The organism is uncultured Sutterella sp., assembly GCF_937923675.1.
GTDB lineage: Bacteria > Pseudomonadota > Gammaproteobacteria > Burkholderiales > Burkholderiaceae_F > Sutterella.
Window position 1 is genome coordinate 17885 of record NZ_CALDXB010000061.1, and the last position, 13476, is coordinate 31360.

8 protein-coding genes are annotated in these 13476 nt (G+C 59.8%); 6 read left to right on the top strand and 2 right to left on the bottom strand.

What is annotated here, in order from left to right; all coding sequences use genetic code 11:
• Positions 1-50 precede the first annotated feature (50 nt).
• The 4 genes from Q0106_RS07300 (at position 51) to Q0106_RS07315 (ending at position 7523) form a co-directional block, all read left to right on the top strand.
• A complete protein-coding gene (locus tag Q0106_RS07300) occupies positions 51-1958 on the top strand; it encodes a flavocytochrome c (RefSeq protein ID WP_297610937.1) in 1908 nt (635 codons plus the stop codon).
• A gap of 823 nt (positions 1959-2781) precedes the next feature.
• On the top strand, positions 2782-4707 hold the full coding sequence (gene xseA / locus Q0106_RS07305) for an exodeoxyribonuclease VII large subunit (RefSeq protein WP_297610940.1): 1926 nt from the start codon (positions 2782-2784) through the stop codon (positions 4705-4707).
• A 168-nt stretch (positions 4708-4875) separates the two neighbouring features.
• Entirely contained in the window at positions 4876-5463 is a 588-nt protein-coding gene (locus tag Q0106_RS07310) for a superoxide dismutase (RefSeq protein WP_297610943.1), read from the top strand.
• A gap of 248 nt (positions 5464-5711) precedes the next feature.
• Positions 5712-7523, top strand: a complete 1812-nt coding sequence (locus tag Q0106_RS07315; RefSeq protein WP_297610946.1) for a flavocytochrome c — start codon at positions 5712-5714, stop codon at positions 7521-7523.
• 121 nt (positions 7524-7644) lie between these two features.
• Here Q0106_RS07315 and Q0106_RS07320 read toward each other — a convergent pair whose 3' ends face one another.
• Both Q0106_RS07320 and Q0106_RS07325 read right to left on the bottom strand, forming a co-directional pair.
• Positions 7645-8991 (bottom strand): ATP-binding protein, encoded by a 1347-nt coding sequence (locus Q0106_RS07320; protein ID WP_297610949.1) that lies wholly within the window; start codon positions 8989-8991, stop codon positions 7645-7647.
• A gap of 156 nt (positions 8992-9147) precedes the next feature.
• A complete protein-coding gene (locus Q0106_RS07325; RefSeq protein WP_297610953.1) occupies positions 9148-10101 on the bottom strand; it encodes an AEC family transporter in 954 nt (317 codons plus the stop codon).
• A gap of 101 nt (positions 10102-10202) precedes the next feature.
• On the opposite strand from Q0106_RS07325, the gene Q0106_RS07330 reads away from it, so the two are divergent.
• Together Q0106_RS07330 and Q0106_RS07335 are read left to right on the top strand one after the other, a co-directional pair.
• Positions 10203-10724: a DUF2199 domain-containing protein gene (locus Q0106_RS07330; protein WP_297610956.1), complete on the top strand. Its 522-nt coding sequence runs from the start codon at positions 10203-10205 to the stop codon at positions 10722-10724.
• A 148-nt stretch (positions 10725-10872) separates the two neighbouring features.
• Entirely contained in the window at positions 10873-13425 is a 2553-nt protein-coding gene (locus Q0106_RS07335; RefSeq protein WP_297610958.1) for a molybdopterin-dependent oxidoreductase, read from the top strand.
• Positions 13426-13476: the final 51 nt, after the last annotated feature.

A 13476-nucleotide genomic window follows, 5' to 3' on the forward strand; every position in this document is an offset into this window, starting at 1 on the left:
TCAGTCGCGAAAGAAACAAAAGAACCCGAACAAGAACTCAGAAAAGCATCATGCACACCTCCCGCAATCTCGTCCTCTTTTCTCTCACATTCCTTGCCGCAGGCGTCTCTCAGGCGATGACGGCCGGTACTTTCGCCGGCTCCGCCACGGGCAGAAACGGCGAAGTCGCCGTTGAAGTCGACGTCTCCGCGAACCGCATTGAGGCCGTCCGCATCGTGAAAAGCACTGAAACTCCGGGCATCGGGTCGCTTGCGACCGATGCGCTCCCCGCGGCCATCGTCGCCGCCCAGTCCCCGAACGTTGATGTCGTTTCGGGCGCAACGATCACGTCCGACGCCATTAAGGCTGCCGTTTCGAAGGCGCTTGAAAAGGCGGGCGCCGATCCGAAGTCGATGAAGGCGAAGGCGGCGCATAAGGATGCCGCGACGGCTTCCTTCCCGACCCAGGCCGACGTCGTCATCGTGGGCGCCGGCGGCGCGGGTCTTGTTGCTGCCGCCACGGCGGTTGAGCAGGGCGCACGCGTCATCGTTCTCGAAAAGATGGCCATGATCGGCGGCAACACCGCACGAAGCGAAGGCAACATGTCGGCGATCGATCCTGAACCCGAAAAGCTCCAGCCGATGACGCCGGCGCTCGAGGCGATTGTGGAGAAGTATCTCAACGCCAAGGTGCCGACCGCGGAAATCCAGGCGATTCAGGACACCGTGAGAAAGCAGTACGCCGACTACAAGGCTTCGGGCCGCAAGGAAATCTTCGATACGCCTGAACTCTTTGCGCTTCAGACTCTCATCGGCGGCGACTGCAAGGCGGATCCCAAGCTCGTGCTCGTGATGGCGCGAAACGCCACGCGCGCCATGCAGTGGCTGGACGACCAGTCCGACATGACCTGGGAGCACATCGCCCGCAAGTACGTCGACATGGGCATCGGCGCGCTCTACCCGCGCGCTCAGTTCCCGCGCGCCAAGGACGGAGTCTCCCCGATCTCGACCTATGACGCTTACATCAAGCCGCTTGCCGACAAGGTGAAGGCCGCGGGTTCGAGCATCCTCACCAACATGCAGGTGGTCGACATCGTGCGCGAAAACGGCCGCGTCACCGGCGTGATTGCACAGGACAAGAACGGGAAGAAGCACGCGTTCACGGCCTCGAAGGGCGTGATTCTCGCTGCCGGCGGCTACGGCGCCAATCTCGCGATGGTGAAGAAGTACAACGGCATCAGCGTGACGGCCACCTCGAACCAGCCCGGCACGACGGGTGAAGTGATCGAGGAAGCGGTGAAGGACGGCGCGGCGCTCGAAGGCATGGCCTGGATCCAGATCCATCCGCACGGCAATCCGAAGAACGGCGACCTCGAATCCAATATTGCCGGCCGTCCGCAGGACACGCCCTACGTCAACAAGCTCGGTCTCCGTTTTGCCGATGAAACCGGCCGCCGCGACGACATTTCGCACGGCATCCTCGCGCAGCCCGGCAAGGTCGCCTTCTCGATCTACGACCAGAAGACGATCGATGCGAAGAAGGTTCGTCCGGAACATATCGAACGCGCCATCACGCACGGCTACGCCTTCCGCGCCAATTCGCTCCCCGAACTCGCGAAGGCTGCGGGCATCAGCGCCGAGGGGCTTGAAAAGACGATCGCGGTCTACAACGAAGCCGCGAAGCTCCAGTCCGACTCCGCGCTCTCCGTGCCGAAGGCCGTGATCGGCTGGCCCGTCGACAAGGCGCCCTACTACTGCGTGCCCATCACGGTTACGATCCATCATACGATGGGCGGCCTCAAGATCGATGAGGAAACGCGCGTTCTCGACCAGAACGGGAAGCCCATTCCGGGACTCTTCGCCGCGGGCGAAATCACGGGCGGCATTCATGGCGGCAACCGCCTCGGCCGCAATGCGCTCACGGACCTTCTCGTCTTCGGCCACATCGCGGGCGAAGAGGTCATGAAGAGCTCGAAGTAACGCTTCCAAAGCATCAGGGGCCTCGGGTTCTCAAGGTCCTTCAGAGACTGCAGCTCCGTTTTGCCGGTTGAATGTTCGGCAGCCGGAGCTGCTTGTCTTTTGGGGGCTGCCGGAGGAGGTCCGGATCTCTCGTCCGGACAAAGCTCCGGTTGACAACTTTTCATGTGGAAAAGTGGAGAACTTCTGCCGGCTTTTTCTCTTTCCGAATCTGCAACTATCGGAACTAATTAGAAAGCCCTATATGGCGGGCCTTCGTCATGGAAAGGGAAAACGCAATCAAGTCTGTGGATAACTCTGTGGACAGAAAGGGGTTCCGGGAGAAAAATGAATCCCAAAGGCGGAAATGAGCTTCGAAGTGATACCCGTATCATTCTTCTCTTCTCCTCTCTATGTAAGGCGTTCGGCATTAATAGGCGTGTCCGATGATCCTCTGCGCTGAGGTCTCTCCCTTGACAAATCCGCCGGAATCTGCTGTGGACAAATCGGTGCGGAAGTTCTGCCTGCGGGTTGTCCTCCATGCCCGTGGACAGACATGTGGACAACTTTGGGAGAAATATTTCAACGTCTTCAGTTTTCTTAAAATTTTTCCGTTGCCTATTTTTTGTGCAAATCGTGAGTTATTCACATTTCCTGTGGATGGCTCCTTCGCCTTCCGGCGCTGACGCCTTGATCCGCAAGGTGCCGGACGTTTGAGATGAGGCCGGGCGAACCTGTGGAAAAGGAATGGCGGTTATCCACCGCCCCGATTCCGACAGCCGGATGCCACGCTGTCATAATGAAGCGCGCGAAAAAGTCCTTCTTATTCCTTTTCAGAAGATCCTCCATGGCCAGCCGATTCCACAGCGGACCGCCCGACGATTTCAATGATCCCGGGGCGGACGATGCACTCTTTTTCGAGAGCCTCTTTGAAGAGGCCGAGCGGGAGGTCCGCACCGTTCGGCAGGTCCGCAGCAGCCGTTCCGACGCTGTCGCGGGAAAGGCGAAGAAGGAGGAGCAAAGCTTCAGGCGGCGAGCCTCAGCAGAGCCCAACCGTGCGTCGGATTCTGTGAACTCGGCCTCCGCGCGTTTTTCCCGGTCCCGCACGGCGGCTTTCGGGAGTTATTCCTCGAGCGTCAGCAGGTCGAGGAGCGTTTCCGCGGGCGCTGCGGGCAGTCCCTTCATGCCGCCTCCGGCTTATCCGAAAGAGCCCCCCTCCCTGATGTCGGTGATGGCCGCAGAGCGCGGGGAAACGGTTCCGGCTTTTGAGGGCACTGCCGCGCTCATGAACCGCACGTCGCCCGACCGCGAAGGCGCGGTCGCGGAAGAAAAGCCTCTGACGGTTTCGGAGACCCTCGTACGGATCCGGAATGCGCTCGACGGCGTCATCGACGGCTTATGGATTTCGGGCGAAGTCGCGGCGGTGAAGACGTCCGGGGCCGGGCATGTCTACTTCAGCATCAAGGACGAGAGAGGACTCATCGACTGCGTCCTTTTCGGCGGCGCCCGGCAGGGGCGGCGCCTCTTCGTGGTCGGCGACAAGATTGAAATCCGCGGAAGAACGGACATCTATGCCGAGCGAGGAAAGCTTCAGATCATTGCTTCGCAATGGCGGCCGGCGGGACAGGGAAGCCTTTACGAAGCCTTTCTGAGGCTCAAAGCGAAGCTCGAGGCCGAGGGGCTTTTCGATGAGTCGAAGAAGCGCCCCATCCCGGGGTTCGTCAAACGGGTTGCGCTCGTAACGAGCTCGATCGCGGCCGCCTACGGCGACGTCTGCCGCACGATTGAGCGCAGAACCCCCTGGGTGCGGATTCTCCACGTTGAGGCGCCGGTCCAGGGGGCGGATGCGCCTGCACGGTTGATTGCCGCCCTTCGGGCTGCCGACCGGACGGGGGCGGACGTGGTGCTTCTCGTGAGAGGCGGCGGCGCCTATGAGGACCTTCAGGCCTTCAACGACGAAGAGCTCGCGCGCGCGATCCGCGCGATGCGAACGCCCGTCATCTCAGGCGTCGGGCACGAGGCGGACTTTACGATTGCGGACTTTGCGGCGGATCTGAGGGCGTCGACCCCGACGGCCGCTGCCGAATCCATCGGTCCCGACCGCGAATACTGGATGAAGCGCCTCGAGAAGCTTTTCGACACGCTTTCGAGCGGCCTCACCCGCGAAATCGAGCACGCCATGCAGCGCTTCGACCGCGCTCAGGCCCTCATGCCTGATATGGATCTGAGGCTCGCCAATGCCGAAAGGGCAGTGAGCCTCATGGCGGAGCGCTTCAGGTCGGCGGACTTTGTGCTCCGCACGCATTCGGAGCGTGTGGAGCGGGCCGCAGCCTTCCTCGCTGATCCGGAGCGCGTTCTTTCGGCGCCGGAACGGGTGCTCGAGGATCGTGCCGAACACTTCCTCGCTATGGCGGACCTTCAGGAAAAGAGGCGCGGGGAACGCCTCGGATGGCCCGGAGAGCGTCTCAGCGACGCGATTGAGAGAAAGCTCGGCGACGCCGAGAGGGAATACCGCCGGGCGCTTCAGCAGAAGCCCGATCCCATGCGGACCGTGACTCAGCTAGGTCTGCGCCTTGCTCAGGCGGAGACGGCCCTGAAGCTTGCCGACCCCGACCGGCCGCTCCGTGCGGGTTATGCCCGGATCTCCCTGGGCGGCCGCGTTGTCGGCGCGGCCCGGGATCTCTCGAGCGGGAACTCGATTGAGGTCCAGTTCTTCGACGGCGAGGCGGCAGCGGTTGTTGAGCGTGTAAGCATTTGCTCCGGGAAGGAGTGATCAGAGGCTTTGCGGCAAAGGTCTTTTCTATCGTCAGGGTAGAAAAATCATATCTGTCGGATTTCGCAACAAATTTATTTCTGATATCAAGCTGTAATCCGGGCAGAAGGGAAAACCCGAATGATATGATGAAGGGCACCAAGACTTTCCTTATTCAGGAGACAAAAAATGACCGAATTCACGCTTCCCGAGCTCCCCTTTGCTCACGATGCGCTCGCTCCCGCGATGAGCGCCGAGACGATTGAATATCACTGGGGCAAGCATCATCGCTCCTATGTGACGAACCTCAACAACCTCGTGAAGGGCACCGAATGGGAAGGCCGCGCGCTCGAAGACATCATCCGCGGCTCCGCGGGCGGTCTCTTCAACAATGCCGCGCAGCACTTCAACCACTCCTTCTTCTGGAAGTGCCTCACCCCGAATGGCGGCGGCCGTCCGGAAGGCGCGCTCCTCGCCGCGATCGAAAAGACCTGGGGGTCGTTCGACGCCTTCGTCGCCGCTTTCTCCAAGCAGGCTGCCGGCAACTTCGGCTCCGGCTGGACCTGGCTCGTGAAGGATGCCGACGGTTCGCTCGCGATCGTCAATACCTCGAATGCCGGCACGCCGGTTGCTGAAGGCAAGACCCCCGTCCTCACGCTCGACGACTGGGAGCACGCCTACTACATCGACTACCGCAACGCCCGTCCGAAGTTCATTGAAGCCTTCTTCTCGAAGCTCGTGAACTGGAAGTTTGCCGAAGCGCAGTTCGCGCTCTAAGGCGTTGCAGCCGGGCCTTTAAAAAGCCCTGAAGCAAAGAAGAAGCGGTCCGATTCATCCCGGGCCGCTTTTTTGTTCTCTGAGAAATCCTTCTTTGATGAAGATCCTCGTCATCTAAGGGAAATTCAGAAGAAAAAAGAGGTCGTTTACACAGCGGCGCGGTTACGCTCATACTTGAAACAGAAATGCCGAATTGACGCTGAGAGAGGCGTGAAATTTCTGCATTTCTCATAAAGGAGAGAAAAAACATGTCCATGCATACCGATCTGCTCGGCAAAGCAGTCCTTGCCGCCTTCTTCGGCGTCGCGAGCGCCGCCGCGACGGCGAATGCTGCCGCCACGGCGCCGAGCACCTTCAAGCCCGGCGTCTACGAAGCGACCGTCAACGGCCACAATGCGCCGATGACCGTCAAGGTGACGGTTTCGAAGAACCGCATTGAAAAGATCGACTATTCCAAAAATCTGGAAACGATCGGCGTCGGCAAGGTCGCGCTCGACCTCGTGAGCCAGAAAGTGCTCAACTACCAGTCGACGGGCGTTGACGCCGTCACCGGCGCGACTATTTCGAGCTTCGCGCTCCTTCAGGGCGTTCGCGACTGCCTCAAGCAGGCGGGCGGCGACATGAAGGCGCTCAGTCAGAAGGTCGAGAAGCACCCGGCGGTTGAAAAGACCTACAAGGCCGACGTCGTCATCGTGGGCGGCGGCGGAGCGGGTCTTGCTGCTGCCATCGCTGCCGAAGAAGCGGGCGCGAAGCGCATTCTCGTGCTCGAGAAGCTCGGGTTCCTCGGGGGCTCGACCAATGTGTCCGAAGGTGCTCTGAACGCCGTCGACCCGGTTCGCCAGGGCAAGCAGGGCATCGAGGACTCGGTTCAGAAGTTCTACGACCAGACGATGAAGGGCGGCCACAACAAGGGAACGCCTGAACTCGTGAAGTACCTCACGTCTCATTCAATGGACGAGGTCAACTGGCTCGAAGGCTTGGGCGTCAAGTTTAAGGATGAGATCGGCACCGCAACGGGCGCCCTCTGGCAGAGAAGCCACTATCCGGCGACGCCTTCGGGCAATACCTACATCCGTACGTTTGAAGACGTCATTAAGAATTCGGGCGGCCGCATTCAGGTCCTCACGGATACCAAGGTGACGGATCTCATTACCGCCAACAAGCGCGTCACGGGCGTGATGGCCGAGAATTTCGGCCGCAAGATTACGGTGGATGCGGGTGCGGTGGTGATTGCCACCGGCGGCTTCGGCGCCAACATCAAGATGCGTCAGGAATACAACACCGGCGTCTGGAAGGAAGTGAAGCTCGACAATTCGATCGGCTGCACGAATCTTGCCAAGGCCGCTCAGGGCGACGGTCTCGTGATGGCGAAGAAGGTGGGCGCTGAGCTGATCGGCCTTGACGACATCCAGATTCATCCGTGCGGCACGCCGGGTACGGGCCTCATGGAAAACATCCGCACGTCCGGGCGCAACCGCATCTTCGTCAACCTTTCGGGCGAGAGGTTCGTGAATGAAGGCGCCGCGCGCGACGTGCTCGCGAAGGCGATTTTCGCGCAGCCCAAGGGCACCTACTGGATCGTCGTCAACAAGCTCCGTTATCCGAGCCCGGACTTCGTGGACGCGAACGGCGCAACGATCCGCAACATGCTCGCGCTCGGCAGCGTTGTTGAGGGCAATACGCTCGACGACCTCGCGAAGAAGACCGGCATGGATCCGGCCAAGCTGAAGGCAAGCGTTGCTGGCTACAACGCCGTTGTTGAAGGGAAGGCCAAGGATCCGCTCGGGTTCCTCGCCAACAATGCCGCGGACAAGGTCCTCGACGGCGGTCCTTGGTACGCCTGCCGGAAGGTCCCGACCGTGCACCATACGATGGGCGGCATCCGCATCAACGTGAAGGCGCAGGTGCTTGATGCCGAAGGCCACGTCATTCCGGGGCTTTATGCCGCGGGCGAAGTGACGGGCGGCATTCACGGGAGCAACCGTTTGGGCGGGAACGCCATCGCGGACGTGATGGTCTTCGGTCGTACGGCCGGCACGAATGCGGCGACGCTGAAGTAAGCGTTCGACTCTGAAAAGAGAAGCGATCTCTCGCGGGGACGCTTCGGGCGGAGTTTTTCCGTTCCGGACGTCCCCGTTTGCATTCTGCCGATTCCCAACTGCCGGGTTGGCGTCGGAAAACTTACATGTCCCCGAGCGAAAGACCGCGGTATTCCTGCGTGTAGCCGGCGAATGAGCCGTTGGCCTTCAGAAACGCCTCTCCCTTGACGTGTAGCGCATGCATATCGAGTTGTTCAGGATTCCGCTTCACCTCTGCAAAGAAGATTTTTTTGCCGGCATGAGAAACGGCGACGAGGTCGATCTCATTTTCCCCGCGTCTGTCCCACCACGGTCCGACCTGATCCCACTCGCGGTCGCTGCGGTATCGGGCGAGGAACCAGTCCTCGAGCGTTCGTCCCGTATAGGTCGGCCAGTTTTCCCGGCAGTACTCCTGCAGCCGCGGCCATTGAGCGCGGGCGGCGAGAGACCTCTGGTCCAGCGGGTCGACAAAGCGGTACCAGAATTTGAAGAACGGGTCGCTCAGGTAATAGCGAACGCCTTTTCCGGCGAGCCGGCCGTTGAGCGGCGCTCTTTTTTCAATCAATTTGAAGATGTTTTCGAGTCGGGAGAGGTATACCGTTACATCGGCTTTCCCGGTTTTCCCGCTGATGGCGCTCCATTCATTTGCGCCGCGCGCAACTGCTGTCAGGATGGTCTGGTATACGGGAGATTCCATTCGGAACTCATTCGCGAGAAGAACTGTTCCTTCTTCGCGGAACCAGGCGCCTTCAGGTGAAAAGACCAGATTGATCGTGTCGTTCGTGCTTCCGATGCCGTTGTCGACAAAAAATTCGACGTAACGGGCAACGCCGCCTGTGAGCGCATAAAGCGTCAGAAGATCCTCCGGCGAGATTTGCGGAAATTCATTCCGCGCAATGGTGGAGAGGAGAACGTTGTCAAAAGGCTCAATTTCGAGAAGCAGATCTGTCCTCCCGTACAAAGGTTCGCTCGCATCGCTGAAAATTCGCCTGAGCGCACTAGCTACTGAACCGCTCATGACAAGTACGAGCTTGCTTCCCCGATGAAAGATGTCCCAGCTTTTCTGGAGACGACTCCAGAAGGCATTGACTATACGGTCGAGCTCCTGACACTCGTCAATAATGACGACCATAGGATTTTTCGTTGATGCTTTCAGGAGAAATTCAAGAATCTCATTGATATTTGAAAACGCTGGCTTATAGGGGAGCGACAGCGTTTTCTCGAGCGTTTCCGTCCATGAGGCTACAAGTTCAGCTTCCTGCACGCGCTTTTCAGCAAAAAGATAAATGACTGGGCATGCGGCTGACTCAAACGCCTTCAGGATTAAAGTTGTCTTCCCAATGCGTCTTCGGCCGCTGACAACAGTGAGACGTCCAGCCTCGTTCCTCATAGCGAGTTCAAGCTGTTTTCGCAGAAGACGGATTTCTTCCTCCCGACCATAAAAGCGCATGTCGTATCCTTGCTCTAGTTTTCCTTCAATTATTTTACCTTAAATAACTTTAGGTAAATTTATTGAAGGAAAAAAACGACGGCTTTTCCCCGCTCACTATCGTTCCCGTTCGTATCAACCTCAACGACCGTCAATGCCAATGAGCAAAAGGCTCCGCTACAAAGAGGGCGCAACGCCGAGGAGCGTCAGCGTAAGCGGAACCGTGATCGCTGAAGCAAAGGTGGAGACGAAGATGGCATTGCTTGCCCCGCCTTCCTCGGCCTGGAAGTCCTGCGCCATCAGGTAAGCATTGATCGCCACGGGGAGCGCCGCCATGAGGGTGACGGCATTCGTTTCAAGGTATCCCAACCCAAGGAGCCGGGCGATGAGCCAGACAAGAAAAGGCTGGATCATGAGCTTCACGACCGTAACGAAAACGCCCTTCGGGAGGGCTGACGAGAAGCTGTGTTCAGCGAGTCCCATGCCGACCACGATGAGGCACATGGGGGTCGTGGCCGACGACACGTAATGAACGGATTGCATGACGAAGCCCGGAAGGTGCCACCCTGTGAGCCCCCAGGCGGTGCCGACGATGATGCCGAGCACGACCGGATTGCGGAAGACGCGCAGCATCGGCGCGAGAACTTCCTTCGGGTTTGTGATCCGGCCGCTTCGTCCGAATTCGACGGATGCAATGGCAACGGTCCAGAGAAGGAGCACGTTGAAGAGAATGATGATCGAAATGGAGGGCATTGCCGCGTCGCCGAGGCTCACCTGCACGATGGGGACGCCGAGCTGAACGTTGTTGCCGAAGATCCCGGCCATGGCGAGGACCGTCGTGCCGGCGGCGTCGGAATGAAAGAGGCGCTTCACGGCGCTTCGCCCCGCGAGATAAACAATGGCGCAGGAGCCGAAGAATGCAATGAGGATGCGCCAGTCGATGGGCGGCATCTCGGAGAGGTTCGAAAGGAGCTCAAAGAGCATCACCGGCATCAGAAGCCGGAAAGTGAAGCCTCCCAATGCCTTCGTGACCGCCGGCGTGAAGACTTTTGCCTTGATGAGCGCCCAGCCGAGCGCAACGAGAATGAAGAGCGGTGCGCAGAGCGCAATGTGATGGAGAAAAAGCGCCATGGGAGGACTTTCGGGGAAAAGGATTTCTCTCAAGTATGCGCTTCGCGAGGCAGGTATAGTTTCGGGACACTTTCAAAAGTACGGATTTCCGGAGCAATGCCATGACTGAAGACTATGAAGAGACGCCCGAAGCGAATGAAGACGAACTCTGCCGCGACATTCAGATGAAGCTTCCCGACTGCCTCTGGCAGCTCGACTACGTCAACCGCTACCGCGCGGGAAAGTTCAACGAGGACTTTGCGGCCCTCGAAACGGGCGAGAAGTTTCTCTTCGGCGTTATTGAAATCCCCTTCACGGAAGAGGACGGAAGCTTTACCTGGGGCGTCTGGGCGGAGGTCGCTGCGGGCGACCACGACGCCTATGTGAGGGATTTTCAGACCGAGGCCGTCGAAGGCCGCGTGATTGCGGGACGCCTCGCAAACGACATTCCCGGCATGCCTGAAGCCTTCGGCGCGAATGTTGAGCTCACGCTCCACGCCGGCCGTCGTCCGGAAATCCGCGTGCTCGAGGGAGACCTCGGCATGCAGCAGGCGCGCGGCATGTCGCTCGCCGAACATGAAGCGCTCGACCGGGAGCTCTTCGGCGACGATGACGAGGAAGGGGACGATGAGGCGGAAGCCTGAAGCCGCTATTCATTTGAGGAATAACACTCGGTTAAGATCGGGCGATGAGCTCGATCTGAATCAATCGAGAGCAATTCTCATCTGAGGCGAGAGAGACGAGAACCGTAAAGTTTTCGACATTCCATTCCAAAAACAAAAAGGAATTGCTATGTCCCGTCTCACACGCAGAAACTTCCTCGCCGCCGGCGCTGCCGGCACGGCTGCCGCCTTCGTGCCTCAGACGAATGCGGCCGCGAAGCCCGCTCCGGTTGAACCGGGGAATCCCGCGGCGGTTAAGAGCGCCGCACAGTTCCGCGAGAAGCCGCTTTCCGTTCCGACAAAGAAGGACCTGGAGCTCTCCAATACCTTCTGCCTCGGAAAGTCGACGCTCGACGAAAACGAAGTGATCACGGCGTCCCGCTGGGGCGTCGTACGCGCGCATGTTCAGGGCGGAAAGCTCACGCACCTCACGCCCTTCGAGCACGACTACGCACCCTCCGTCAACATGAACGGTCTCTGCGAGCTTCCCTATTCCTCCTCCCGCATCCGCTACCCGATGGTGCGCGAGGGGTATCTCAGGAACGGCCCCGCGAGCCGCGAACACCGCGGCGAAGAGAAGTTCGTGCGCGTCTCCTGGGAGACGGCTCTTGATCTCGTCGCAAAGGAAATGAACCGCGTCTACGACGCTTATGGCCCGAGCGCCGTCTTCGGCCGTTCCTACGGCTGGATGTCGACGGGCAAGGTCAATGCCGCGATCAACCTCCAGCAGCGTCTTCTCAATCTGAGAGGCGGCTTCATCCAGTGCATCAACAGCTATTCGACGGCCGCCATCAGCCGCATCCTGCCCTACGTCGTCGGCACGGGCGACCCGCGCTCGACGAGCTGGGACGTGGTGATGAAGCATTCCGAGCGCGTCGTCCTCTGGGGGTGCGACCCGATCGTGACGAACGACATCGACTGGCTCACGACCCTTCACAACAGCTACGGCTACTTCCGCGCGCTGAAGGAAAAGGGAACGAAGACCATCGCCATCAATCCGCTGAAGCCCGACACCGCGGAATATCTGGGCTCCGAATGGATCGCGCCGCGCCCTGGCACGGACTGCGCCATGATGCTCGGCATGCTCCACGAACTCGTGAGAACAAAGAAGGCTGACACCGAGTTCCTTACGAAGTGCTGCTCGGGCTGGCCGGAACTCCATGACTACATTACCGGCAAGACCGACGGCGTCGAGAAGACTCCGGCCTGGGCCGCCCGCGAATGCGGCGTGCCGGCCGAAAGAATCGTGAGCCTCACGCACGAGCTTCAGGAACACCGCACGATGATCATGATGGGCTGGGGCATCCAGCGAATTCAGTACGGCGAACAGTCGCACTGGATGGGCTTTGCGCTCGCGGCGGCGCTCGGTCAGATCGGCCTTCCGGGCGGCGGCATCGGCACCAACTATCACTATTCCAACGGCGGCTCGCCCCTCTGCACGGGACCGTTCCTCGGAGGCATTTCAAGCGGCGTGAAGCCCGTGAAGCCGTCGACTCTGCCCTGGAAGGGCAGCCAGACGATTCCGGTCGCGCGCTTTGTCGACTGCTTCCTCAATCCCGGCAAGACCATCGACTTCAACGGCACGAAGGTGACCTATCCGGAAGTCCGCCTCGTCATGTGGGCGGGCGGCAATCCCTTTGCGCACCAGCCCGACACGATGAAGCTCGAACGCGCCTGGAAGAAGCCCGAAACGGTTGTCGTCACCGATACGGTGTGGACGGCGACGGCGCGTCACGCCGACATCGTGCTTCCGGCCGCAACGGTCTTCGAACACAACGACATCACCAACATCGGCACCTATTCGAACGACGGTCTCGTGGCGATGCAGCAGGCGATTGAGCCGCAGTGGGAATCGAAGCCCGACTACTGGATCTTCAGTGAACTTGCGAAGCGCATGGGCCTTGAAGCGGCCTATACCGAAGGTCTCGACGAGATGGGCTGGATCAAGCGTCTTTACGGCGAATCGCAGAAGATGGGCGAACGCATCGGCGTGAAGCTCCCCGCTTTCGAAGAATTCTGGAAGAAGGGCTACTTCCTTTTCGACGTGGCCGAAAAGGACCGCAATTTTGTGGCTTACGAGGCTTTCCGCAAGGATCCGAAGGCGAATTCGCTCGCAACCGAGAGCGGCCTCATTCAGCTTTATTCGCCGAAGATCGCCTCCTACGGCTACAAGGACTGCCTGGGGCACCCCGCGTACTTTGTGCCGACCGAAGGCGTCAACACGAAGACCAAGGCGCATCCGCTCGCCCTCATGGCCTGCAAGAGCCGCTACCGCATGCACAGCCAGCTCGACGGCACGGTGAGCCACCAGTTCGCGAACATCAACGACCGCGAACCCTGCTGGATCAACCCTGCGGACGCGAAGGCGAGGGGCCTGAAGTCGGGCGACGTCGCGCTCGTGAAGAATGACCGCGGCGCGCTCCTTGCGGGCGTCTACGTCACGGACCGCGTGCAGCCGGGCGTTGTGGTCGTGCATCATGGCGCCTGGTTCGCCCCTCTCGACATCGACGGACTCCGCGTCGACGTTCATGGGAACTCCAATACGCTCACGATGGACGAACCGACGTCGTCGCTCGCCTGCGGCAACATCGCCTCGACTGCGCTCGTCGAGGTGGAAAAGTGGACGAAGGCGCTGCCGCGCGTTTACGTCTACGATCAGCCTGAAAGCGTGCTTCAGGCCTGACGCGTGATTCGCATGAGGAAGGCTTCGGATCTCTGCTCCCGAAGGCCTTTC